Annotated in this window: 25 protein-coding genes; 19 read left to right on the plus strand and 6 right to left on the minus strand. The window is 64.9% G+C overall.

Annotation, left to right across the window (positions count from 1 at the left end; all coding sequences use genetic code 11):
* Positions 1-58 precede the first annotated feature (58 nt).
* Positions 59-2,800: a TonB-dependent receptor gene (locus ACQZ13_RS04490; protein WP_431050034.1), complete on the plus strand. Its 2,742-nt coding sequence runs from the start codon at positions 59-61 to the stop codon at positions 2,798-2,800.
* A gap of 81 nt (positions 2,801-2,881) precedes the next feature.
* Here ACQZ13_RS04490 and ACQZ13_RS04495 read toward each other — a convergent pair whose 3' ends face one another.
* The gene (locus ACQZ13_RS04495) at positions 2,882-3,754 is read right to left on the minus strand and encodes a LysR family transcriptional regulator (protein ID WP_431050036.1); all 873 of its coding nucleotides are present in this window, start codon (positions 3,752-3,754) and stop codon (positions 2,882-2,884) included.
* Positions 3,755-3,864: 110 nt separating this feature from the next.
* Here ACQZ13_RS04495 and ACQZ13_RS04500 point away from each other — a divergent pair, with 110 nt between their 5' ends.
* The 4 genes from ACQZ13_RS04500 (at position 3,865) to ACQZ13_RS04515 (ending at position 7,234) form a co-directional block, all read left to right on the plus strand.
* The gene (locus tag ACQZ13_RS04500) at positions 3,865-4,851 is read left to right on the plus strand and encodes a Bug family tripartite tricarboxylate transporter substrate binding protein (RefSeq protein ID WP_431050037.1); all 987 of its coding nucleotides are present in this window, start codon (positions 3,865-3,867) and stop codon (positions 4,849-4,851) included.
* Between the two features lie 112 nt (positions 4,852-4,963).
* A complete protein-coding gene (locus ACQZ13_RS04505; protein ID WP_431050038.1) occupies positions 4,964-5,662 on the plus strand; it encodes an RraA family protein in 699 nt (232 codons plus the stop codon).
* Positions 5,659-6,582: an NAD(P)-dependent oxidoreductase gene (locus ACQZ13_RS04510; protein ID WP_431050039.1), complete on the plus strand. Its 924-nt coding sequence runs from the start codon at positions 5,659-5,661 to the stop codon at positions 6,580-6,582. Before ACQZ13_RS04505 ends, ACQZ13_RS04510 begins: the two co-directional genes overlap by 4 nt.
* 43 nt (positions 6,583-6,625) lie before the next feature.
* On the plus strand, positions 6,626-7,234 hold the full coding sequence (locus ACQZ13_RS04515) for a DUF2939 domain-containing protein (RefSeq protein WP_431050040.1): 609 nt from the start codon (positions 6,626-6,628) through the stop codon (positions 7,232-7,234).
* Between the two features lie 4 nt (positions 7,235-7,238).
* Here the strand turns inward: ACQZ13_RS04515 and ACQZ13_RS04520 are convergent, their stop codons facing one another.
* Entirely contained in the window at positions 7,239-7,778 is a 540-nt protein-coding gene (locus ACQZ13_RS04520) for a hypothetical protein (RefSeq protein ID WP_431050041.1), read from the minus strand.
* A gap of 273 nt (positions 7,779-8,051) precedes the next feature.
* Here ACQZ13_RS04520 and ACQZ13_RS04525 point away from each other — a divergent pair, with 273 nt between their 5' ends.
* From ACQZ13_RS04525 to ACQZ13_RS04550, 6 genes are all read left to right on the plus strand, one after another.
* The gene (locus tag ACQZ13_RS04525; protein ID WP_431050042.1) at positions 8,052-8,801 is read left to right on the plus strand and encodes a TIR domain-containing protein; all 750 of its coding nucleotides are present in this window, start codon (positions 8,052-8,054) and stop codon (positions 8,799-8,801) included.
* A gap of 286 nt (positions 8,802-9,087) precedes the next feature.
* Positions 9,088-9,606, plus strand: a complete 519-nt coding sequence (locus ACQZ13_RS04530; protein WP_431050044.1) for a GNAT family N-acetyltransferase — start codon at positions 9,088-9,090, stop codon at positions 9,604-9,606.
* A gap of 31 nt (positions 9,607-9,637) precedes the next feature.
* Positions 9,638-11,710, plus strand: a complete 2,073-nt coding sequence (locus ACQZ13_RS04535; RefSeq protein WP_431050045.1) for a CHAT domain-containing protein — start codon at positions 9,638-9,640, stop codon at positions 11,708-11,710.
* Between the two features lie 305 nt (positions 11,711-12,015).
* Entirely contained in the window at positions 12,016-13,359 is a 1,344-nt protein-coding gene (locus ACQZ13_RS04540; RefSeq protein ID WP_431050046.1) for a hypothetical protein, read from the plus strand.
* Between the two features lie 28 nt (positions 13,360-13,387).
* Positions 13,388-14,023, plus strand: coding sequence for a flavin reductase family protein (locus tag ACQZ13_RS04545; RefSeq protein WP_431050048.1), 636 nt, complete (start codon positions 13,388-13,390; stop codon positions 14,021-14,023).
* Positions 14,024-14,335: 312 nt separating this feature from the next.
* Complete coding sequence (locus ACQZ13_RS04550) at positions 14,336-15,292, plus strand: hypothetical protein (RefSeq protein WP_431050050.1); 957 nt, start codon at positions 14,336-14,338, stop codon at positions 15,290-15,292.
* Here ACQZ13_RS04550 and ACQZ13_RS04555 read toward each other — a convergent pair.
* Positions 15,276-16,067 carry an FxDxF family PEP-CTERM protein gene (locus tag ACQZ13_RS04555; protein WP_431050051.1) on the minus strand — a complete coding sequence of 264 codons (792 nt, stop codon included), beginning with the start codon at positions 16,065-16,067 and terminating at the stop codon, positions 15,276-15,278. The two genes, ACQZ13_RS04550 and ACQZ13_RS04555, sit on opposite strands and share 17 nt — an antisense overlap.
* Before the next feature lie 290 nt (positions 16,068-16,357).
* On the opposite strand from ACQZ13_RS04555, the gene ACQZ13_RS04560 reads away from it, so the two are divergent.
* From ACQZ13_RS04560 to ACQZ13_RS04580, 5 genes are all read left to right on the plus strand, one after another.
* Positions 16,358-16,573, plus strand: coding sequence for a putative motility protein (locus ACQZ13_RS04560; RefSeq protein ID WP_431050052.1), 216 nt, complete (start codon positions 16,358-16,360; stop codon positions 16,571-16,573).
* Between the two features lie 112 nt (positions 16,574-16,685).
* Positions 16,686-17,510 (plus strand): AraC family transcriptional regulator, encoded by an 825-nt coding sequence (locus ACQZ13_RS04565; RefSeq protein ID WP_431050053.1) that lies wholly within the window; start codon positions 16,686-16,688, stop codon positions 17,508-17,510.
* 34 nt (positions 17,511-17,544) lie between these two features.
* The gene (locus ACQZ13_RS04570; protein WP_431050055.1) at positions 17,545-18,639 is read left to right on the plus strand and encodes a serine hydrolase domain-containing protein; all 1,095 of its coding nucleotides are present in this window, start codon (positions 17,545-17,547) and stop codon (positions 18,637-18,639) included.
* 86 nt (positions 18,640-18,725) lie between these two features.
* Positions 18,726-19,244 (plus strand): tetratricopeptide repeat protein, encoded by a 519-nt coding sequence (locus ACQZ13_RS04575; RefSeq protein ID WP_431050056.1) that lies wholly within the window; start codon positions 18,726-18,728, stop codon positions 19,242-19,244.
* Between the two features lie 108 nt (positions 19,245-19,352).
* Positions 19,353-19,784, plus strand: coding sequence for a hypothetical protein (locus ACQZ13_RS04580; protein WP_431050058.1), 432 nt, complete (start codon positions 19,353-19,355; stop codon positions 19,782-19,784).
* A 102-nt stretch (positions 19,785-19,886) separates the two neighbouring features.
* Here the strand turns inward: ACQZ13_RS04580 and ACQZ13_RS04585 are convergent, their stop codons facing one another.
* The gene (locus ACQZ13_RS04585) at positions 19,887-20,327 is read right to left on the minus strand and encodes a hypothetical protein (RefSeq protein ID WP_431050059.1); all 441 of its coding nucleotides are present in this window, start codon (positions 20,325-20,327) and stop codon (positions 19,887-19,889) included.
* A gap of 296 nt (positions 20,328-20,623) precedes the next feature.
* Between ACQZ13_RS04585 and ACQZ13_RS04590 the strand changes: the two genes are divergently transcribed.
* From ACQZ13_RS04590 to ACQZ13_RS04600, 3 genes are all read left to right on the plus strand, one after another.
* Entirely contained in the window at positions 20,624-20,914 is a 291-nt protein-coding gene (locus tag ACQZ13_RS04590; RefSeq protein ID WP_431050060.1) for a hypothetical protein, read from the plus strand.
* A gap of 108 nt (positions 20,915-21,022) precedes the next feature.
* Positions 21,023-21,526, plus strand: coding sequence for a GNAT family N-acetyltransferase (locus tag ACQZ13_RS04595; protein ID WP_431050061.1), 504 nt, complete (start codon positions 21,023-21,025; stop codon positions 21,524-21,526).
* Between the two features lie 120 nt (positions 21,527-21,646).
* Positions 21,647-21,973, plus strand: a complete 327-nt coding sequence (locus tag ACQZ13_RS04600; RefSeq protein WP_431050062.1) for a hypothetical protein — start codon at positions 21,647-21,649, stop codon at positions 21,971-21,973.
* A gap of 33 nt (positions 21,974-22,006) precedes the next feature.
* Here the strand turns inward: ACQZ13_RS04600 and ACQZ13_RS04605 are convergent, their stop codons facing one another.
* Together ACQZ13_RS04605 and ACQZ13_RS04610 are read right to left on the minus strand one after the other, a co-directional pair.
* Positions 22,007-22,438: a DUF1801 domain-containing protein gene (locus tag ACQZ13_RS04605; RefSeq protein ID WP_431050064.1), complete on the minus strand. Its 432-nt coding sequence runs from the start codon at positions 22,436-22,438 to the stop codon at positions 22,007-22,009.
* 96 nt (positions 22,439-22,534) lie between these two features.
* Positions 22,535-23,089, minus strand: coding sequence for a hypothetical protein (locus ACQZ13_RS04610; RefSeq protein WP_431050066.1), 555 nt, complete (start codon positions 23,087-23,089; stop codon positions 22,535-22,537).
* Between the last annotated feature and the right edge of the window lie 24 nt (positions 23,090-23,113).

Genomic DNA, 23,113 nt, shown 5'->3' on the forward strand with positions numbered 1-23,113 from the left:
GTCCACGGCCTCGTCGCCGGGACGGAGGCTGCCTGCCAGACCCATGGAGATCCCAGTGATGAGACCCGATCGAGCCGCTTTCCGTCCGGCCCTCCGAGCCGCCTTCGCCACCACCGCCACGGCGGCCGCCGTGAGCCTGCTGGCCGCCACGGCCCTCGCGCAATCGCAGACCGCGCCGGCGCCGCAGGCCGAGGCAAAACCTGACACCAAGACGGATGCCAGGACGGACGCCAAGACGGACGCCAAGAGCCGCGAGATCTCCGAGAAAGAGAAGAACGAGCTCCCCGTGATCACCGTGAACGCGACGCGCGTGAGCTCCGGCCTGCTGCAGACGCCGGTGGCGGTGACGGCGCTGACGCAGGAGTCGCTGACCCGCGAAGGCATCCACGATGTACGCGGCCTTTCCGGCAAGGTGCCCAACCTGCAGATCTCGCAGGGCGCTGATTCGGGCGTGCAGATCAACATCCGCGGCGTGGGTTCGACCAACTTCACCGAGGTCGGCGATCCGGCGGTCGGTCTGCACGTGGGCGGTCTCTATTCGCCGCGGCCGCAAGGCGCGCTGGCGCTGATGTTCGACCTGGAGCAGGTCGAAGTGCTGCGCGGCCCGCAGGGCACGCTGTTCGGTCGGAACTCCACCGGCGGCAGCATCAACATCATCCCGGCCAAGCCCGAGTTCGGCGCGACCTACGGCTCGGCGGAACTGGACCTGGGCAACTACCGCAAGCGCCAGCTGAACGTGATCCAGAACATCGCGGTCAACGACACGATCGCGCTGCGCGCCACCGTCAGCACGATCAAGCGCGACGGCTGGATCAACCAGCAGCAGGACTTCACCGACGTCGACATGCCCGAGCACGGCTTCGTCGCCGACGGCATCCCCGACGTCGACCAGCGCCGCAACGTCAAGGTGCCGCGCAGCAAGTACTACTACAACCGCGACGAGTGGGCGGCCCGCATCGCCGGCCGGGTGAAGCTCTCCAGCGACCTCGAATGGCTGGTCGCCTACGAGAAGTTCCAGAACAACGGCGCCGGCGAGATCGCGATGAAGGATTGCGACATGGCCGCCGGCACCGACTTCGCCTGCCCCGGCGGCAAGTGGGACGTGAAGGTGAACGTGCCGGGCAAGACGGACATGTCGATCGACACGGTGCGCTCCAACCTGAACTGGAAGCTCAACGACCGCTCCACGATCGAATACGGCTTTGCCTACGCGACGCAGAAGCGCTCGCAGCAGTCGGACGACGACGGCGGCTACTACCCGTTGTCGCGCCAGGTCACGGCGACGCTGCCGGTGGGACCGGACGGCGACTGGGGCACCTGGCCGATCCGCGACGAGACCTCGCTGACGCTGGGCTCGACCTACAAGTCGCAAGTGCACGAGCTCCAGTTCAAGCATCACACCGACGAGGTGCAGCTCGTCACCGGCCTGTTCTGGATGCACGAGAAGAACGCGATCGATTACGCGCAGGAGCAGCTGGTCACCGCGCCCTTCGGCTTCCCGACCAGCCAGTACTACGCCCAGCCCGATCGGCAGATCGACGCCAAGGCGCTCTTTGCGCAGGCCGATTGGACCTTCCTGCCGACCTGGATCGCGACGGTGGGCGGCCGCGTCAGCTTCGACAAGAAGACCGACAAGGGCGGCCGCGTCTACGGCAGCTTCGACGGCTCGACGCCGGCGTACTACAACGGGCTCTACGACCCGGGCACGCCGGGTACGCCGGGCTTCCGCCCGCACAACGGCCGCGACCTGACCGAGCAGATGGGGCCGTTCGCCGGTCCCGGCGCCTACGGCCTGTGGGGCGAGCCCGCGGGCAACGACCACGGCGAGAGCTGGAAGAAGTTCACCTACCGCCTCGGCCTGCGCAAGCAGCTGACGCCGGCGGACATGGTCTACACCTCGCTGTCGACCGGCTACAAGGCCGGCGGCTTCGGCGACAAGGACGACCGCTGCGGCGGCAAGGAATGCGTCGACGGCCCGGCGGGTCCGCAGTACACCTTCTTCCCCTACAAGCCGGAGACGGTCACCAACTTCGAGCTCGGCTACAAGGGCCTGATGCTGGACAAGCGCCTGAGCCTGTCGGCGACCTTCTTCTACAGCCGCTACAAGGACATGCAGGTCACGGGCGACTTCTTCGCCTCCAAGGTCAAGCAGGTGGGCCCGTGCCCGGACGACAACCCGACCTGCGACATCGTCACCAAGTGGCAGACGGTCAACGTCGGCGTGGTCGACATCCCCGGCCTGGAACTGGAGGTCGACTACAAGCCGTGGAAGGGCGCGCGGCTGGGGGCCTTCTTCAGCTACATCAACAGCAAGATGAAGGACTACCCGTCCTTCAGCGACAGCTGGAACTGCGGCGTGCGCGCCGAGATGGGCGCGCCGGCATGTCCTGACCCCTACACCGGCCCGATCCGCGAGAACGCCGGCCGCCAGATCTACGACATCACCGGCAACCACCTGCCGCTGTCGCCCAAGTACAGCTTCGGCGTGAACTTCTCGCAGAGCATCCGCTTCGGCGAGGGCTGGGAGCTGACGCCCTGGGTCAACGTGAAGTGGCAGGACAAGATGTACTTCACCCTGCGCAACCTGGACAACGCGCACATCTCCGATGGGCAGAAGGCGTTCGCGAAGGTCGATGCGAGCCTGCGGCTGCAGGCGCCCAAGGACTGGCATGCGGAGCTCTACGTGCTGAACGCGACCAACAAGATGACGAAGAACTCCGCGCAGGACGGCGGCGGCTTCGTGCGCGGCTACTGGAACGATCCGCGGACCTTCGGGATCAGGGTGGGGATCGATTACTGATCCTCCGGCGAAGTTCCGCCGCGAAAGTCTGCCGCGAAGTCCGGCGCGAGGTCCCGGGATGGGACCTCGCGCCGGGATGAGTCAGCTCAGGAGCGCCATCAACCGGAGTGCCGCCGGCGAGAGATAGGCGTTGGTCCGGTAGGTGACGACCAGCCATCGCTTCATGGTCGTCTCCTTCAGCACCACTTCGCGCAGCGGGTAGCTGCCGATGGTGACGTCGAGGTGCTTGCGCGAGACGAAGCTCAGCAGGCCCGTCTCCGCGATGAGCGCGGGCAGCATGTGCAGCGTGCTGCTCTCCACCTGCACGTCCGGCCGGGGCAGGCCGCGCCGCACGAAGGTGTGGTCCAGCCAGTCGCGCGTCGGCGCGCCCTGAGGCTGCAGCACCCAGCGGTAGGTACTCAAGTCCTTCAAGGACGGCTTGCCGTTGAAGAGCTCATGGTCCGCGCTCGCTGCGACGACGACGTGATCCTCGACCAGCCTCCGGGACACGAAGCCCGATTCGGGCACGCCTTCTGTGCCGACCACCAGGTCCAGCTCGCCGGCCCGCAGCATCGGCATCAGCACGTCCACGAGCGACACCGTCGTCTTCAAACGGACGTCCGGCGCCTCGCGCAACAGACGTCGCACGGCTTGAGGCAACTGGTACTGCGCTGCCGTGGGCACAATGCCGAGCCTGACCACGCCCGATAGGCCGCGACCGATGTCGCCCACTTCGCGCTGCGCATCCTCGACGTCGAAGCGCAAACGCTGCGCCCATCGCAGCATCACGCGGCCCGCCGGCGTGAGGCGGATGCCGCGACCTGAGCGCTCGAAAAGCGGCGCACCGGCTTCCTTCTCCAGACGACGGATCGCACTGGTCAGCGCAGGCTGCGTCCGGTGCAACCGCTCCGCCGCCTGCCCCACGTGTTCCAGCTCGGCGATGGTCTCGAAATAGCGCAGATCCCGCAGGTCCATATCAAAAGCCAGATTTATCGATTACCAAGAATAATGGATTGGATCTGATCCTGCATTCGTCGAATACTTGTTCCATCGAGACCCGCCAACGGGTCCGTCCAGGAGACAAGATGAAGCGTTCGACAGGGTCCTCGCGACTCTCCCAGGCCTTCGCGGTGGCCGTCCTTTCCTGCTGCAGCGTCGCGGCAATGGCCCAGAACTACGCCAGCAAGCCGATCCGCGTGATCGTCCCGTTCCCGCCGGGCGGCGGCACCGATCTGATCGCGCGTGAAACCACCCAGGCGGTCGCCAACAACACCAAGTGGGTGTTCGTCATCGAGAACAAGCCGGGCGCCGGCGGCAACCTGGGCGTGGGCGAGGTGGCCAAGGCCGCGCCGGACGGCTACACCCTCGTGCTGGGACAGACCAGCAACCTCTCGATCAATCCGTCGCTCTACCCCAAGCTCTCCTACAACCCGGTCAAGGACCTCGCGCCCATCACGCTGGTCGCGGACGCGCCGCTCGTCTATGTCACCAGCGCCGCGTCGCCGCACAAGACGATGACGGAGCTGATGGCCGCGGCGAAGAAGAGCCCCGGCACCATCAACTTCGCCTCCGGCGGCAACGGCACGGTGTCCCACCTGGCCGCGGAGCTGCTGCAGCGCACGGCGGGCGTGAAGTTCACGCACATCCCGTACAAGGGCGTCGGCACCGCGCTGACCGACGTCGTCAGCGGCAACGTCGACCTGTATCTCGGCAGCCTGCCCACGCTGCTCGGCCACATCCGCCAGGGCAAGCTGCGCGCGCTGGCGGTGACCTCGGACAAGCGTCTGCCGGAACTCGCCGCCGTGCCCACCGTGGCGGAGTCCGGCTTCAAGGGCGCCTCGTCGTCGACCTGGTTCGGCTTCCTGGCACCCAAGGGCACGCCGCCTGAAGTGGTCGCGCGGCTGAACGCCGAGTTCGGCAAGGCGCTCAAGCAACCGGCGCTCGTCAAGAAGATGAGCGACGAAGGCGCGAACGTGCTCACCAGCACGCCGGCGGAGTTCTCCAAGCTGATCCAGGACGACCTGACGCGCTGGAACAAGGTGATCAAGGACGCGAACGTCCATCTGGAGTGACGCCAGGGCGGTCATCGACGTCGACGTCGATGTCGACACCAGAGCTGGCGCCGATTCCCGTCGCGTCCACCGCATTTGATTGATCGGCCACGAGAGGCCGTTGGAGATTCCCATGAGTGAAACGACCGTGCTGCCCGACGTCATCCGCAACGTCCGACGCGTCCCCGCCGACATCGTCAGGCAGCTGTCCGAGTTCCCGTCCTCGATCCTGGCGGACGTCGCCGGCCGCCGCGGCGCGCTGCACGGTCGCATCCAGCCGCTGGCCCCTTCCATGCGATGCGCCGGAACGGCCATCACCGTCGAGGTCCGCCCCGGCGACAACCTCATGATCCACGCCGCGATGGCGATCGCGCAGCCCGGCGACATCATCGTGGTCGACGGCAAGGGCGATCTGTCCAGCGCCTTGATGGGAGAGATCATGTCGCAGCAGTGCGTGGCGCTCGGCGTCGCCGCCGTGGTGATCGACGGAGCGGTGCGCGACAGTGAAGCGATCCGCGCGCTGGGCTTCCCGATGTTCGCCGCCGGCCTGAATCCGAACGGGCCCACGAAGTCGATCTCCGGCCGCCTCAACCATCCGATCTCGATCGGCGGCGTGACAGTCCATCCGGGCGACCTGATCGTGGGCGACGCGGACGGCGTCACCGTGGTGGAGCGCGACAAGGCGGCGTCCCTGATCGCGCTCGCGCACGAGAAGGTGAAGGCGGAGACCAAACGCATCGCCGGCATCCGCAACCGCGAAGCGCTGCGCCCCCCGTGGCTCGACGGCGCGCTGCGCGCCGCCGGCGTGATCAAGGGCGGGGAAACGCTGTGAGCAAGGGCAGGATCCTCGTCACCGGCGCGGACCTCGCGCCCAAGGCGGCCGCGCTGCTGGCGGACTACGAGCTGGTCTTCGCGGGAAAGACGCCGACGCAGGACGACATCGTCGCACTGTGCGGCGCCCACGACCCGGTGGCGGTCATCGTGCGCTACAGCGGCGTGAATGCTGCGGCGATGGCGGCGGCGCCGAGCCTGAAGGTCGTCTCCAAGCACGGCAGCGGCACCGACACCATCGACAAGGCGGCCGCCGCGCAGCGCGGCATCCAGGTCCGCGCGGCGGTGGGCGCGAACGCCGCGGCCGTCGCCGAACATGCGCTCGCGCTGATGCTGGCCTGCGCCAAGTCCGTGGTGTCGCTCGACGCCCGCATGCGCGACGGGCACTGGGACAAGTCCACGCACAAGAGTGTCGAGCTCGAAGGCCGCACGGTGGGCCTGATCGGCCTGGGCGCCATCGGCCTGCGCTTCGCGAAGGTGGCCGATGCGATGGGCATGCGCGTGATCGGATTCGATCCCTTCGCCAAGTCCGTGCCGTCGTTCGTGCAGCGCGTGGGGCTGGACGAGATCTGGCGCGATGCGGACGTCGTCTCGCTGCATTGCCCGCTCACCGCCGAGAACGCCAGGCTGGTGAACGCGGGCACGCTCGCGGCCTGCAAGCGCGGGGTCATCGTCGTCAACACCGCCCGCGGCGGACTGATCGACGAAGCCGCGCTGCTGGCCGCCGTGCAATCGGGACAGGTGCTGGCGGCCGGGCTGGACAGCTTCGCGGTCGAGCCGATGACGGCCGACCATCCGTTCCTCGCCGAGCCGCGCATCCTGCTGAGCCCGCACATCGGCGGCGTGACCGCGGATGCCTACGTGAAGATGGGCGTGGGCGCGGCGCGCAATGTGCTGGAGGTGCTCGAAGGCGGCTCATGAGTTTTCTACACTCCGTGCCGGTGCATCAAATGCTAGGCAAGGGATGACCCCCACTGCTCGGAAGTTCTCGAAGGTCGCGCTGGTCGCGGCGGTCCTGGCGATCGCCGCCTACTGGTACTGGTCGCCGTGGCTGGCGATCCATCAGATGCGGAACGCGGCGAAGGCCGGCGATGCGACGGCGTTCAACGAACGCGTCGACTATCCGCTGCTGCGGGAGAGCCTCAAGGGTCAACTGTCGACGGCGGTCGGCGCCAAGGCGACGGAGCGGTCGGAGTCCGGCAGCGACATCGCGAAGGCGGGCGCCGCGCTGGGCTCGCTGTTCGCGACGGCGATGATCGACCGCATGGTGGACGCCTTCGTGCGGCCGGAATCGGTCATGCGGATCATGCAGGAGGGCAAGCTGATGCCGCGACGGGAGTCGCGGGCGAAGCAGCCCGAGGGCACGTCTTCCGATCCGGAGGGCGATGCCGAGGGCGGCCAGTCGTCGGCCAAGCGGGAGCCGATCTGGACGACGGAACGCCCCGGCGTCGACACCTTCGTCCTCTACGCTCGCCGCGCGGGACAGGCCGAGGATCGCAGGACCGGGCTGGTCTTCCAGCGCCGCGGCTTCGCATCGTGGGTGCTGACGGAGATCCGGATTCCGGCGTTGTGAGGGCCTATTTCGTCGCGTTGAGATAGTCACCTACCAGGCTCTTCGCGATGTCGCTCGCCACCAATCGATCCAGGGTCTCCTTCGTCAACGGGTCGGCCTGCTCTTTCTTGAACGTTTCCTGAGCAATCGCGTAGTTCGTTCCCGCTGGGAACTCCCTTCGCTCAGCGGTGATCGGATTGATCCGGAGCGTGCTCATGAATTGATGAGTCTGCTGATCGGCGTACATTGAGGTGCTGACGATCAGATTGCATCCCTCCTGTTGCGCTTTCTTCAGGAGACGGCGCATGTTGGCCGCGATGTCGGTGGCCTCCACGGGGTGAGGCATCTCGATCACCCTTTGTCCGGCCCCTTTCAGTTCCGCGGACACGAACTGACCGAAGGAGTCATTCAGCCGATTCCACATTCGATTGACCTGTGGATCGCTGGGAGACATGTTGCTCCCCTGGCTGAAGACGACCACGCATTTGGACGCGGGTGCTTCCTGTGCATTCGCGGTGCCGGAAGCCAAGGCCAGAAAAAGGCTCAACGAGAATGTGAAACGCATGGTATATGAGTGATTAGGCGCGGGTGGATCCTAGCCGAACGGTGAGGCGGCTGATGCTGGACCTCCACTTTGGGCACCTCCGCAGGCAAAGAGATAACTTGAGACTGCCCCTTCAAAGACGTCTCATGCGACACCTCCACTTTGTCTTTCGACCGTTGAAGATTCTTCTTAGCAACAGCAGCACGAAAGAAGGCGCAGCGATGACTGCCGTGGCTCGCCCCCCGGATCACGTAGGCTCGTAAAATTCTCCTGACCTGACCACGGCGGTGCGAAATGAGCAAGACGCAATTTCTTCTGTGCCCGATCTTTGAAGAACGCGAGCCACTCGGCCAAATCTTGGTAATCGAAACGCCGGTCAAGGCTGGCGACTTCTTGACTCAGGGCGACACGTACGTGACTGTGGAGTCCGACAAGGCATCACTGGAATTTCCAGCGCCTTTCTCGGGGCGGGTCATCCAGATGCTTGTCAAGGTGGGGGACGTAGTTACACCGAACACTCCGGTTATGGAGATCGAGCCGATCAAGAACGTCGTCCGCGACGACCTAATGGATGGTCTTTCTACAGGACATGTTTTTGCTCCTAGCACTGTCTTCCTAGTTCACGGACATAACCAAGGCATCCGTGAGATGTCGGCGCGGCTTCTGGAAAAACTTGGCTTAAAGGTCATCATCCTCAATGAACAGGCCAGCCAGAGTGACACCATCATTGAAAAGCTCGAACGCTACGCCGATGTCCATTTCGCGGTGGTGCTTATGACTGCTGATGATGTCGGTGGTCGGAAGCAACCAGATGGACAGACTCTGCGAGACCGGGCGAGGCAAAACGTGGTCCTCGAGCTCGGCTACTTCATGGGCAAGATCGGGCGAAAACGCGTTTGCGTCCTATACGAGAATGGTGTAGAGCTTCCCTCTGACTATTACGGGGTCGTCTACATCGAAATCGACGGTGGCGGAGCGTGGCGGTACGCGCTAGCGAAGGAACTCAAGTCAGCTGACCTTGAAGTCGATCTCAACAAACTCTAGCGGGTCGATCTGGGCTGAATTCTTCCGGCCGTGAGCACTAATCCGTAAGTGGCACCTTGGTCCTACGGGCCGCAGCGTTGAGCCTGGAATGGCTGGCGAGACGCAATAGGCTCAATCCGAGAGGCTATGTCAGCTCTTGGCCTGAATCCGACATCAACCACAGCGGTCAACTTGGGCGCGCATCGCCTCGAGAGGTGAATTCGATCGCCGTATTCACAAAGGTTTGCACAGATTCATCAGACACATCGGCAACTGATCAAAAGACAAATTGCAAAGGTGATTGACATTGAGCATTATCCTCCGGCCCTTGGAAGACGCAGGGATTCCCGCGCTCTTCGAATTGCTCCAGCACTACGATCTCTACCGATACCTGACATTTCCACCGCCGAGGTCCATGGAGGAACTGGCGCTTCGGCTGGAGGTCGACGTTCGATCGGGCGGTCAGGTCTTCACAGTTCATCGAGAAGACGCGCCTGAACGGCCAGTGGGTTTCTGCCGCTACCGGGTCGAAGGGGCAGGCAGGTGCAACGTCGGATACACGATTGGTCGCGACTTCTGGCGACAGGGATACGCCACGCGCGTGGTGGCAGCACTCATCGAGGAGTTGATCTGTCGAAGGGGTGTCGTCGAAGTTGTGGCCGAAGCGAACATTGACAATGTCGCTTCGATCCGCGCTCTTGAAAAGAATGGGTTTCTCTACTCGGGCGCCACAGCGACCACATTGAAGTTTGAGCCCAGCTACGAGTTGGAGTACTCGCTGCGACTCGAAGGGGCCGCACAGTCCGACGCCGCTGGCCCGCTCTGAAGATCTACCATTCGACAAAGAGAATTTTTCGATGGCGACGATTCAACAATTCGTATTGGCCAAATGGCGGCGATTCGACGCTGCTGTTGACGCGACGCTCGACGCAGACTCTCCCACTGCACGAGCCGCAATTGAAAGCGCAGCGCTCGCGCGGCCCGACGTGAGCGAAGCTCAACTGAGCATCCTTGACTTTGAACAATTCGTTATCGGCACTGTGATGCTCAATCGAGCGTTCATTGCCGGTGAGACCAGCGAAATGGGCGACTGGATTCAATGGGCGCTCACAAATGTTCCCACTGACGATTTCAAGCATGAAATGTATGTGGGTAGAGTTGAGGACTTCTACCGGATTCGTGTGATCTACGAATGGCCGAGATTCCACGACATCATGGTGGCCTTCTTCACTGCGCTGTACGAGTACGCAAGGCGCAGGACGGCGTTTCTTGAGGTTTGTGTCTATCTGCTGCCTCTTGCGTTGAAGACGTTCTATAGCGCGATGGAGCGGCCCCCCCAGTTCATCACCGGCGCGGACATTCATCTCGGCACGTTCATCTTGACCTGGATGGCCAAAGAGCAGCCTGAAGAAGCTGCCGATCTGGCGCAGCGACTCGAAGGATTCGCCACAGCGGCACGACTCGCAAAGCGGCAGCGGTACGCATTCGCATTGGCCTTGTCAACCGCAGGGGGATCCTTTTCGAGTCGCGGCTCACACCATTGGGCTGACTACGCGATGAGACGTCTGAATGCGCATGCTTCAGACATGGACAGAGTTCAGCTCAACGCCACGCTGATGCGCACAGACGTTCATGGATCAGCCGACGCCGAGGCATTGATCACCCTGATGGAAGTCGCGCGGTCTCGACGATCGAGCGGTCAGACGCAAGTTCGCGTTGCCCGAGAGGCGGCGATTTCGACAATCCTGGTTCAACCGTATTTTGTGAAGGTGCTTGCCATGGGGCGAGCTGATCTGGTGCTGCGAGGACTGCAAACCTGGTACAGGCAGGGCTCGGTCGACGACGGTCCAGACTCAGAGCGCCTTCTCGTTTCGCTGCCGTTCGGTGAATCTTGCTCCTCTTATCTTTGCGAGCGGCAGTTGGTGGAACTCGCCAGGGAGACGCAGTGGCCGCTGCTCGCCGTATCCCGCGCGATGAACTCGTTCTTGCAGACTTATGCCACCGTCGCCGGCGCAGACAACAGCGATCTCGAGATCCCCGAGCGACCCGGGTATCCGCTGGAGCACCAGGATGGCCTGATTGAGGCGTTGATCGATGCCTACTGCCCGGCGGGCATCGAGATTCCCGGCGATCCATCCGCACAACTGATCCTGCCCACAGAGGGTCATCCAATTCAGGCAACGCAGTTGCAGGCATGGGGCCGCACCTGGCCAATCGCATCTTCCTTGGCGCGACCCCGCCGAGACCGACAGATACGCAAGGCTCTCCTATGGGGAGGCGGTGATGCCCTTTCCGCAGGTATGGAGCTCGACATGGTTGAGCATGCATTGAGCAAAGCGGGCGTTCGGGTCGTGCGCCCGGCTCCCCCGACCTACACGCGCGAACTTTTCCTTGAGCTCTACCGCGACGCGGCGTTCGATCTCGTATGGGTCGCGTCGCACGGTGAATTCGACCACTGGAAACCGCATGAGGTGCAGCTGGAGTTGGCGCGCCACCTGCCTAAGGTTGGCTTGGAAGAGCTATGGGGACTCGCGCCAGAGACCGAGGAGCGCCGACTGCTCTTCTTGAATGTCTGCGACGGTGCCCGGTTCGCCGACCCGGGCCTGCTCCCGCGAGTTGGCCTCGCTCCAGGTCTTGCTGCAGGATGTCAAGCAACCATCTCCCATCTTTGGCCGGTTCGTCTGTATCCCTCAGCGGCCCTTGGAGCGTTGCTCGGCCATGCAATCGCGCGTGGGCTGAGCTTCTTCGAGGCTTACGTGTCCGCGCTGCAAGGTCTTGCGAAACCTGCGCAGCACGTGGCGAAAGATCTCGAGCGCCTGTATGGCCGCCGCCAGGATGGGGGACGATTTGAACTCGTTGAGCGGCTGGAGATGCAGGAGGTCGATTTCAGCCGTATTGAGACATGGGGGTCGGCCGCGTTCTTTGAGTGAGCTTGAGTCAGCTCGGCATGTCGCTTTCCTGAGAGGCGCTTCGATGCGGCCCGACCATCTCCAACCAGGCAAGCTTCGCTCGGAATTCTTGCGCGGTTTTTTCAGCAAGGCGCCGATGGCGACGGGCGTCGTGCGTCGGTGATCCTCCCGTCATGGGACGACAGTCATACGAAGCGAGAGGTCCCTCTCGGGCGGACAGTGAGCCGCGAGGGCCGGCGGCATCGCCGCGCGCCGCCGCAGCCGCGAGGACCCGTCCGGTCGACGCGACCGGCCCTGTCGCGGCGGGCTTCCAGAACTCGCCGCGCATGACCGCGCAACGCGCCGACATCGCCCGGCTCTTCGGCGACGGTGCGAGGGCGGCGGCACGACCCGTGGTCCAGCGGGGCGCCACGTTCAACCTGGCCGGCGTCTCCGATGCGGCCGAACTGCGCGCGCACGGTTTCAAGCTCGAGGACGAGATCCGTTTTGCCGCCTCGATCCCGACGCTCGACGCGGCGCTGATCAATCTGGTCTTCGAGCACCTGACGAGGACCCAGTTGGAAACGAAGGTGCCGAACAAGGCGCCGGACGGATTCTGGAAACCGCTGATCACGGCGCGGCAGCAGCTCGGCGCGACGGACTTCGACGCCTGGTTCCTGCGCGTCGGCCTGGCTGTCACCGATATCCCCAACCTGCGCATGACCCTCTCGGATAAGGACTCCACGGCCTTCGAGAAGGCGCAGACGCTCGCCGCCAGGGCCACACCGCTCCCGCAGTTCGCCGGACGGAGCTACGAGGACATCGTGCAGGCGCTCGCCGGCCAAGGCTACGTCCGTCAGGAGCGGTTCCACGACGTCTCGGACGAAATGGCCGAGCCCTATGGGCAGGACGTCTGGACGTCCGAGGAACACCTCGTCGTGCGCATCAAGGTCGGCGGTCGCAGCATCAACGGGAGATTCCGGCGTCCGCCCCACGTCGTCAAGGAAGTGAGCAAGGTGCCGCACGCCTTCGGCGTGAGCGACATCCTGGCCAAGATGACCGACAACAACGTGCTGATCCCCGCCGGCACGCTGTACTCCGCCCGCGACATGCAGACCTGGTATTCGCAGAAGTCGGGCAACCAGTTGCCGGCCGACGCCTACCAGCATCCCGAGGCCTCCGGCAACCAGGGCTTCATCGACCTGTTTCACCGATGGACCGAGGGTGCGCACACGGCCATCGGCGCAGTGCCGGCGGTATCCATGACCGGCGTTCCCGCCAAACTCCAGCCCTACGTGCCGCGTTTCCAGAAGACGCAGGCGGCCGTCGCAGATTTCCGCGCCCTGCTCACGACCGCCGAGCGTGTCGCGGCGTCGCGGGGCGAGAACCCGGCCATCAACAAGATGCTGAAGGACCTCAACGTCAGCCATCATGCGGCGGCGCTCGCGCGGGTGGACGGCGCCCAGGACAAGCTCTATCAGACCAATCCGCAGGACTACGTCGCGAAACAGCACCTGGTGTACGAAGCGCTGCTCCGCTGGAAAAAGGCGCTGACCGACCTGCTGGCGACGGAGCCCCCGGTCAAGAAGAGGAAGCCGTACTTCCAGCGCCTGTTCCTCGATCTGGCGACCATGGTCAACGACCATGCGCCCGACGGCTGGGCAGCGTTGAAGAGCCCTCACAAGAAGTGACGGCAGCCCGCCGCAGCCAGAATGGCTCATGCACTTCCCGCTGACGCTGTTCCCGACCTCCGGCATGCACACCTACGACCCCGCCGCGCCCAACCTGCCCCACAACCCGTTCAACTCGATCGTCGGGCCTCGACCCATCGGGTGGATGTCGACGAAGAGCAAGGCCGGCGTTGTGAACCTGGCACCGTACAGCTTCTTCACGGCGCTGAACTACACGCCGCCCATCATCGGTTTCTCCAGCATCGGTCGTAAGGACTCGCTGAGGAACATCGAGGAGACCGGCGAGTTCGTCTGGAATCTCGCCACGCGCGATCTCGCGGAAGCGATGAATGCGACCTGCGCTCGGGTGCCTCACGGCGTCAATGAATTCGAGCTCGGGAATCTGACCGAGGTCGCCTCCGTCAAGGTGGCGCCGCCGCGCGTCGGGGAGAGCCCCGTCGCCTTCGAGTGCAAGGTGTCCCAGCTCATCCAGCTGAGCTCCAAGGACGACGAGCCCGTGGACACCTGGCTGATCCTGGGTCAGGTCGTGCTGATGCACATCTCGCCGTCGCTGCTGAAGGACGGCGTGTTCGACACCGCCGCGGCGGGGCTGATCCTGCGCGGCGGCGGCCCGGGCGACTACTTCGAGCTCGGGGAGAAGTTCTTCATGGCCCGACCGGACTGAGCGACCGTTGCGACGCGCGCGGACTTCAGATTTCCGGACGCTGCTTCGCATCGGTTGACGTCCGGCGGGCGGGGCTCGTTAGCTTGGGGGATGAGAGTCAATTCCCCTCACTCAGGACTGGGCGCCACGCCCGGGGCCGATGCCTGGTCTTCGGCCATCGACAAGTCTTCGACGACAGGCTCCGGGCGCGCGTCGGGCAATCCGCCAGAAGGCGCCGCCGACGGTCTGCGGGAACGTCGGCCGCCTGCCGCGGCGGGTTCGCGCACAGCGGTCGCGCCGCGCAGCGCCATGCCTCCCGGCATAAAGGCCATGATGCCTGACGCATCTTCCCCGGAGCTGCATCCGGCGGTCACGCGTGGCGCGCAGCTGCCGACCTTCGAGGCGAAGACCGCCCACCTGCCTGAGCAGCGTTTGAAGGCCAACGAAGCCCTGCGCGACAAGCTCGACGCCGGCATGTTCCCCTACCAGCGCATCGCCAAGGGCAACTACCAGCCGAGCGATCCGCTGTCGTCCGCCGTGGCGGACAAGGTCTGGAGCGCGTCGGAGCGGGTCGGCAGTCCCGGACAGAAGGGCCTGCTCCCGTCGAGCCAGGTCGAGCGCCCGACCGGCACGCTCGTCGACAACCGGAGCGGGCTGGTCGTGTCCGTGCTGGTGAATCACAAGGACAAGGACATCGCCGCCGTCTTCGGCGGGACGACGGCGGGCCGCGTGGCCGGATCGCCGGTGCGGCTGGCGCTGGGCAACGCGGAGATGGCGATCCCGCAATGGACCGCCAACGCGCGGACCGCGCTCGGACTGCCGACGAAGAGCCACGACCAGGCGCAGCGCGTCGTCGGCGCCTTGAAGGAGCTTCAACAGACGCCGCAGTTCAGCCAGTTCGCCGACTACTCCGTGTCGACGATGGGGCACTCCAAAGGCGGCGGAGAAGCGGCGTCGTCGGGGATCGCCAACTACTCGCTCGGTGCGCCGGTGAAGGTCACCGGCTTGTCGTCCGCGCCGCTCAACGACTCGCAGCTGCGCCAGTACGCGAAGCTCGGCATCGATGTGGCCGACGCGGAGCAGCACATCGACGTCTATTCCGTGAAGCTGGACGTGGTCCCCAACCTCGGCCATCTGTTGCGCGGCGTGGGCGCGACCGTCGTCGGGACGGAGCACTTCTTCTCCGGCGGACTGAGCGATCCGCTGACCCGCCACGTGAAGAGCGACCAGCTCATCCGCGCCCAGCTGACGCGGCAGGACGACGCCATCCGGCTCAGCGCCGGCGGCTGAGGACGCCGCCGGGCCGGTTCGTCCGGAAGCGGCGCCGGTCGGTCCGCAACATCACGAGGGCCGCGCCCAGCCCCGCCATCACCAGGGCGCCGGAGTCCGGCTCGGGCACGTCGTTGTCCGGCGCATCCGGGTCGCGGGGCGACAAGGCGAGGGTGCCGGCGTAGGTGGCGACGGCATCGCTGTTGATGCCGGACGCGATGATCGAATAGCTGCCCGGGTTGAGCAGCGGGGTGGCGAGCGTCCAGGTTTCAAACGGATCGCGGGTCAACTCCGCCGCCAGCAGGTCGCCGAACGGGCCGCGCAGCAGGACGCTGGTGAAGTCGATGTTCTGGTCGCCTCCCACCGCGGAGGAGAGCATGAGCTTCACCGTCTGCGGGCTGCCGATCGAGAAGGTGAAGACGTTGGAGAACGCGCCGGCGCTGGGCGTGCCGATGAAGCCGGCGCTGCCCGCGGTGAGGTCCAGCGGCCCGCCGTTCGCCGAAGGCTGCGCACCGGCACTTCCCGCCAGCGCGATGGTGCCGACGTAGGTCGCCAGGGCCGCACTGTTCGTGCCGCTGGCCGTGAGCGTGTAGCTGCCCGGCGCCAGGCGGGCGTTGCTGATGACGTGGCCGGTGAACGGGTCGGGCGTGAACTCGGTGGCGCTGATGGGACCGGAGGGGCCGGTCAGGACGATGCTGGAGAAGTCGAGGTGATGGTCGCCGTTGACGACCGACGACAGCAGGATGTTCACCGTGTTCGGATTGGTGAGGGTGAAGGTGTAGGTCTGGGAGAACACACCCGCGCCTGGCTTGCCGATGAATCCGGCGGTGCCGGAGGACAGGTCGACAGGACTGGCGCCTGCCGGGAGGCCATGCCTCCAAGGAAGGCGGCTGCGGCGAAGGCGATGAAGGGCGGAATGTTCATGGTGCGTTCTCCTGGTTCCTCTGGTTCCTCTTCGTTGAACGAGATCTCCGATCGGAACGGGACACCGCGGCGCGGCGCGCGAGTCAGCCGTTTGAGGGACAGAGGACCCGGTCGACCGAATTCGGCGCTCAACCCCGCGTTGGATTGGCCGATATTGCTGACATGAACATCACCAACTCCCCCAGCGTCGCCGCAGCCGTCAGCTCGGCCTCCAACGGCACGCCTGGCACGGTCGGCAACGCCGCCAGCCTGTTGGTGCTCCGCAAGGCCATGGACGTCCAGGAATCCGGCGCCGCCGCGCTGCTCGCCGCCCTGCCGCAGCCGCCCGCCCTGGCCACCGAAGGCTCGCTCGGACGCAACCTCAACACCTACGCCTGAATCCGCTGCCCGATCCGGGCTGACCGGCGGGCTCGACGGGGTCGCTGCGGAGGGGCAGGGTGCGGGAGCACCTGCGGCATGATCGAGGCCTTCTACCTCGCTGCCTCCTCCCATGCGTCTGAAGCACATGCAGTTCTACGGGCACTTCGATGCCCGCTGTGACGTCGCCGGCTTCAGCATCGCCCGGCTGCTGGCGAACAATCCCGCGCATCGCGTGGAGCCGCATGAGCACGAGGACGGGCATTTCGTCGTCGTGCTGGAGGGGCGCTACCGCAGCAGCGCCCGCGGTGTGACCACGCTGCTGGAACCGGGCGACGTGTTGTGGAATCCGCCGGGCACCCGTCATGTCGACACCTTCGCGGGTGCGGGTGGGCGTTTCCTGGCGCTCAGCGTGAAGGCCGGGTTCGCAGGGGCGCTCGGGCTGGCCGACGGTGGCGCTCGGCAGCTGTTGGGAGCGCCTCGACAGGCAGCGCTGAGCCTGGCGGGCCTGCCCCTGTCTTCGGACCTGGGCGGTCTGCTCGACTCGGAGGAAGCGTCCCAGCGTCTGTGCCACCTTACGCGCACGGTGCCCGGGCGAGGCGACGCGGCTGTTTCTGCGCGCGTCGACGCCCGCGAGCCTCTCTGGCTGCGGCGTTGCATGGAGCAGCTCCTGGACGAATGCGACCAGCCGCTGCGCCTCTCTGCACTCGCGCTGGAGGCGGGTGTTCATCCCGTGTCCTTGGCGAGGGCGTTCCGGCATCACTACGGCATCTCGCCCGGCCAATTGCAGCGGCGCGCTCAGCTGAACCGGGCGGCGCAACGCCTGAAGGGCGGGCAGTCGATCGCCGAGGTCGCGATGCAGTCGGGCTTCGCGGATCAGAGCCACTTCACTCGGCTGTTCCGAGCGGAATACCGCTGCACGCCAGCGGCGTGGCGAGCCGGGTTCAAAACGTTCTAGACGCCGCTCCGAAGGGCCGGGGAACATGCGCGGCATGAACACACCTCGTCGCTTCTGTTCCTTGTCGGGCGCCCGGCTGCGCCGTTGGGTCCTGCCTTCCGCGATCGTCATGCTTCTGAGCGCCTGCGCAGCGCAACAGGTGACGCCCGCCGAGGCTGCGCTCCTTGCTCAAGACCGTGCCGCGCTGGAGGCGCTTCCGGGCGCGACCAGCGTGCTGCTGCAGCGCCACGGCCGGGTGGTGGTCGAGCTGTACGCCCGTGGCGCCGATGCGCAGACCCTGCACAACACGCGGTCGGTGGGCAAGTCCGTCACCGGGCTGCTGGTGGCGGCCGCGGCGCAGGACGGCTTGCTGAAGCGCGAGACACCCGTGTTCGGCGAGCTCTCGGACGCGCAGCCCTTCGCGAACGATGGTCCCGTCAAGCGCGGCATCGTGGTGGAGGACCTGCTCACCATGACGTCCGCGCTCGACTGCGACGACAACCAGCCCGACAGCCCCGGCAACGAAGAGAACATGTACCCGCAGCCGCGCTGGCTGCGCTGGGCGGGCGACATGCCCACGCGCTCGGTGGCGCGGGATGCGCAGGGGCTGGGGCCGTTTGCGTACTGCACGGCTGGCGTGTTCCTGCTGGGTCAGGTGCTGGAGCGCCGGGTACCGGGCGGGCTGGAGGCCTATGCGCAACGGCGGCTGTTCGAGCCGCTGGGCCTCTCGACCTTGGAGTGGTCGCGCTCGCCCAGCGGCGAGACGATGACCGGCGGCGGCCTGCGCCTGCGCACGCGCGACTGGGCCTCGCTGGCGCAGATGCTGCTTCGCGAAGGCGCCGGTCCGAAGGGCCAGGTGTTGACGCCGGAACAGGTCGCCACGCTGCTGACCGTGCGACGGTCAACGCCTTTCGGCATGGAGTACGGTGAGCTCCTCTGGCGCCGCGACTATGAGCTGCGATGCGGCCGCGCGAGCGCCTGGCTGATGTCGGGCAACGGCGGCAACAACGTGCTGATCCTGCCCACGCTCGACGCGGTGGCGGTGCTCACGCGCACGCATTACAACCAGCGCGGGATGCATCAGCAGAGCGCCGAGTTCCTGACCGCGTTGCTGGAGCGGCATGTGTGCGGAGCGGAGGCGCAGCGCTGAGCCGCTAAAGTCCTTGCCATCGACCTCGGGAGTCTCAGTGGAGAGAGAGACTCCGAGCCGGTCGCTGCGTAGGATCCATCTCAGCCATGACCGACTACAAGCTTGCCAATTCGCTGGCGAATGATGCACTCGAACTGTGGGGCTCAGGCCAGCTCGCGGAGGCCGCCGATCGCTATGGCCGTGCCATCGCCATCTGTCCGACGTATCCCGATTGGCACGGCGCCTACGCCGGCGTTCTTCATCAACTTGGTCGGAACGAAGAAGCCACGCGCGAGTACGAGACCGTGCTGACGCTGGAGTTGGAGCAGGGCGCTGCGGAAACCAATCCCGCGGTGAAGGTGGCGAGATATTTTCTCGCCGACCACCTGAGAAGGAACGGTGAGCCTGCGAAAGCACTTGCGGTCCTGGCGCCGGCACAAGGCGCGTTTCCCGGCGACTGGCTGATCGCGACCGCGCGGGCGCTTGCTCCATTCGCAGTCGGCGAGATCGCCGAAGCGAAGGCGGTGGCTCAGCAAGCGATCGGCAACGCGGAGACAGAGTCCAAGAAGGCGGAGCTTGCGGAGCATCTCAGCGAGGTGCTGGGTGGAAAGGTCGGCGAGCATTAGGATTGCTTGCACGGGCTTCGACCAGAAGCGTAGTGCAGCTGACCTTTTTCGCTCCGTGCGCCGCAGTTCTGAGAGAGCGACGGCTCCCCGGGGAGGAGGCCCACGGACATGCAAATCATCTTTCTCGCGCTCTTCTATTACCCGCTGTGGGGCATGGCGCTGCTTTGGTGGTTCTGCCGAAGCTCAGGGCCGACGAGGGACGTTCGCATGCGCGGATTGTTCGCACTGTGCGTCGCTGCAGCTGCTGCAATTGCATTCACGCCTGCCACGTTCGGCACGGAGGGTTCTGCCTTCTTCGTTCCTTGGTGGATTCGTCTTCTGGATCGTCAGCACACGCTGCTGATCCCTTGGGCAGGATCGGTTGTCTTTCTCGTGGCGATCGCCATTAACTGGTTCACAGGGTCAACCGCCCCGAAGCAGCTGCCACCGCCCGCACAGCGCCGACCAGATGATGCTCGATCCCACCTGATGCGTGAGGGCCTAGTCCGACCAGCCCCAGGAGTTGACGAACACAGTACTGCCGACGAAACCAGGAGTTGATACCGAGGCGCTGCTTGGAATCGCAGGATGACGCGGCTCAAGCCGCAGCGGCAACGCAACGCCAGGGCATTGAAGCGGCCAAGTCCATCGATGGCGTCATGCTCATACCTTGGCGAGGAACGCCGCCGCATCACCTGCTTCGCACTTCCAGTCTGCGAAGACCCCGACCAGGTCGCATTCCACGCAGTGGCAGGCAATGTAGTACCAGCGCACGTCATGGGTTCCTTCGTACACGGAGACGCCGGACACCAGCTCGAACACCTCGTTCTCGCACACGCACTCGTGCGCCTCCGGCGAGGCTTGTTCGAGGTAGTCCGCACTGTCGCCCATCAGGTGCTCCTGCCCGCAGTCGGTGCAGGTGCGGATCGCCACACCAGCCTCTTCATCGGTCTGCAGCGCGAAGGTCCGGCATCCGCAATCGCATTTGGACGTGGCAAACCTGGTGGCCTCATGGCGATTCGCAACGCTGTAGCTGCGCAGTTCGGCTTGGGTGTCTCCGGAAGTGGTCCCGTACCAGTATTCGCCCTTCTTCGTCAGTGCCATTGATGCTGCTCCGTTCTTCAAGATGGGATTCCCGGCAGGCATGCCGCCGGCCTCGCCCGTATGTCTGGATTCTGCCTTGGGGGCCGGTGCGTCATCGTGAACCGCTTGGATTGCGGTGAGCGTCAACGGGAACTGCGGACACCCTCCAATGACCATTCTCGGAGACTGCGGCCATACAGCCTCGGACTCGTTCGGCGCCTTTCAGCCGTAGGCAGCGACGGCAGCGCAGCGGAAGCGGAAGAGGACATACGATGCACGGCCCCCCAGTCCCGCTCACCTCCTAACGCACCAAGCCCATGCTGTACCGCCTCTACTGCTCAAGCGGGAACCTCCACGGAATTCCTGAGTACATCGGGTACTCCGAGATTGGTGATGACGGCTACTGGAAGCGCTATGTAGAGATTGGAGCGAATGGGATTGCCTTGCGCTACGACCGAGCCCATAGTGCCGACACTTTTGGCGTCCTACCCGAAGGACAGTGGGACGAGACGGAAGCGTCGCTGACGGAATACGGCAATCTGACCGCCATCTCCGCTGAACTGTTCGAGGCCGTCTGGCAGACGACGCGTTGTGTCAACGTCGGCTAACAGCCTCAGCCTCAGCCTCAAGCCAACGGCTGATCTGCAGCAGAAGCGAACCCTCGGCCCACCGCTTTCGTGATCAGCACCTGCCTCTGCCGTTCACAATCCGTCGCCATGAATGTTGAAGTCGTCCCTATCGCCGAAACCCACGCGGAAGGTTTCCATGCTTGTCTCGACGCAGTGGCCCGGGAGAAGAAGTACCTGGCCCAGATCGAGGCGTTGCCGCGCGAGAGCATCAAAGAGTTCGTTCGTGAGAACGTCGCCACTGGTGCTGCGCACTTCGTTGCCATCGACGGCTCGATGGTCGTTGGTTGGTGCGACATCCTTCCTGCTTGGGCCCACGCGAACCGGCATTGCGGTTCCCTGGGAGTGGGCTTGCTTCCTGCCTATCGAGGGCAAGGTGTCGGACGGCGCCTGCTTGCCGCATGTCTTGCGAAAGCGAAACAGAACGGCATCACAAGGGTCGAGCTTGAGGTGCGAGCTGACAATCAGCACGCCATTGGGTTGTATGAGCGCATGGGGTTTGTGCGCGAAGCGACGAAGCGCAACGGCATGCGCTTTGATGGCCATTACTTCGATTCGATCCAGATGAGCCTGCTCTTCGAAGACGAGCCGTAAGGCGAGTAATGTTCGTCCTACTTCGCGTGGGGACTGTCACTCGAACTCTGCGCGAATGACCGCAGCGCCCGGCCCGCCGACCTTCACGACCCGCTGACGTCGCCCTTGCCAGAATGCACCATGGAAAAATTCTTGAAGTTCTTCAAGACGCACCGCAAGGTATTCGGCCTGCTGGGATTGCTGCTGGTGGTGACCAACCCTGAGTTGCGCGCGCTGATCATGCTGGCGGATGCCGTCGGCGCTGGACTCCTCCTGCTGACGATGAGCGGCTATTTGAGGCTCGTCTGGCAGACCGTCATGTCGCAGGGACCCGACGTGGCGAGCAAGACCTGGCACGCGGCCATACGAGGTCTGCAGGGCATGGCCATGAGCCGTAACATCCTGGCGTTGGGCCTGATGGCGCTTGGCCAATGCCGATGCCTGCTGGCACTGAAGCGTCCCACCTGATCTCCGGCGCGGCCTGTCGGCCTGGCCGCACGGTTATTGATTCTTGGACGGATAACGCCGACGAAGCTCCTCCACGGACGCCGCGACCAGCTGTTCAAGCACAGCCGAGTCGACGTCGGCGAGCTTCTTCACATACAGGCAGCCTTTGCCCGCCTTGTGCTTCCCCAGCTCGCTGAGCCAGTGCTCTGCGTCGTCCCAGTCCGGCGCCAGATAGAGGACGAACTCCTTGCCTCGGAGCGCGAAGCCCACGAGGCTGGACGTCCCCGAACGTCCGGATGCGTAGGTGTAGTGGTAGCTGCCGAAGCCCACGATGCTGCCGCTCCACATCTTGGGCTGCTCGCCTGTGACGGCCGTGAGCAATCGGACTAGCTGTTGCGCATCGGCGTGCTGCTCCGGAGTCGCCTTGGCAGCGAGGTAGTCCTGCACCGCCTCGGGGACGATGAACGTGTTGGCGTCGGATCCCATGGCACCCCCTGATCGCGGCTGAATAGGCACTGCGACTTTAGCCGCGACCCCTGGGGACTGGCCTGGCCGCAGACACCGATGGCCACGTCCGACGTCCTAGTAGTCGGGGTAGCCGTAGTACGGAGGCACATCGACCGGCAGCCAGGGCCAGTCCGACCGCTTCTTGAGGGCCCGTCTCGCCGCGGCAAACTCCTCTTCGGTGAGGAACATGCCGTGCAGGTCATTGCCGCCGTAGAACGCGTAGAACTTGTGGGAAGAGGTCTGGAGATTCGCGTTGACGATGTCGAAGAACGCGACCGTCGCCCGCTCCCAGCAGGCGACGTTCGTGGTGCCAGAGTCCCAGACCTGGAACCTCTTCCCGGCGGCCGAGATGGCATAGCTCGGCTCGCTATCGTCGATGTGCTCGATGACTTCGATGGGTGATTCCGCAAACTGCTTCAGCAGGGGCTGCAGCTTCATGTATGCGGACAGGATGCCCGTCTCCGAAAGGTTCTCGGCATCGAGGTGGATCAGCTTGTCGTAGTCGAGCGGCGCTTCGCACGCCTCGCCCTCGCCCTTGGGCTCGGGTTGGGGTTCGGGTTCAGGCGCGCGCGCCGGTTCAGGCGCTACGCCCTTGAACATGGACCTGAGTCGGTTCAGGAAGGAGGTCATGCGGCGTCGATGTCAGAGGCGCGG

The sequence above is a fragment of the Roseateles sp. L2-2 genome (assembly GCF_050613215.1).
In the GTDB taxonomy this organism is placed as follows: Bacteria; Pseudomonadota; Gammaproteobacteria; order Burkholderiales; family Burkholderiaceae_C; genus Roseateles; species Roseateles noduli.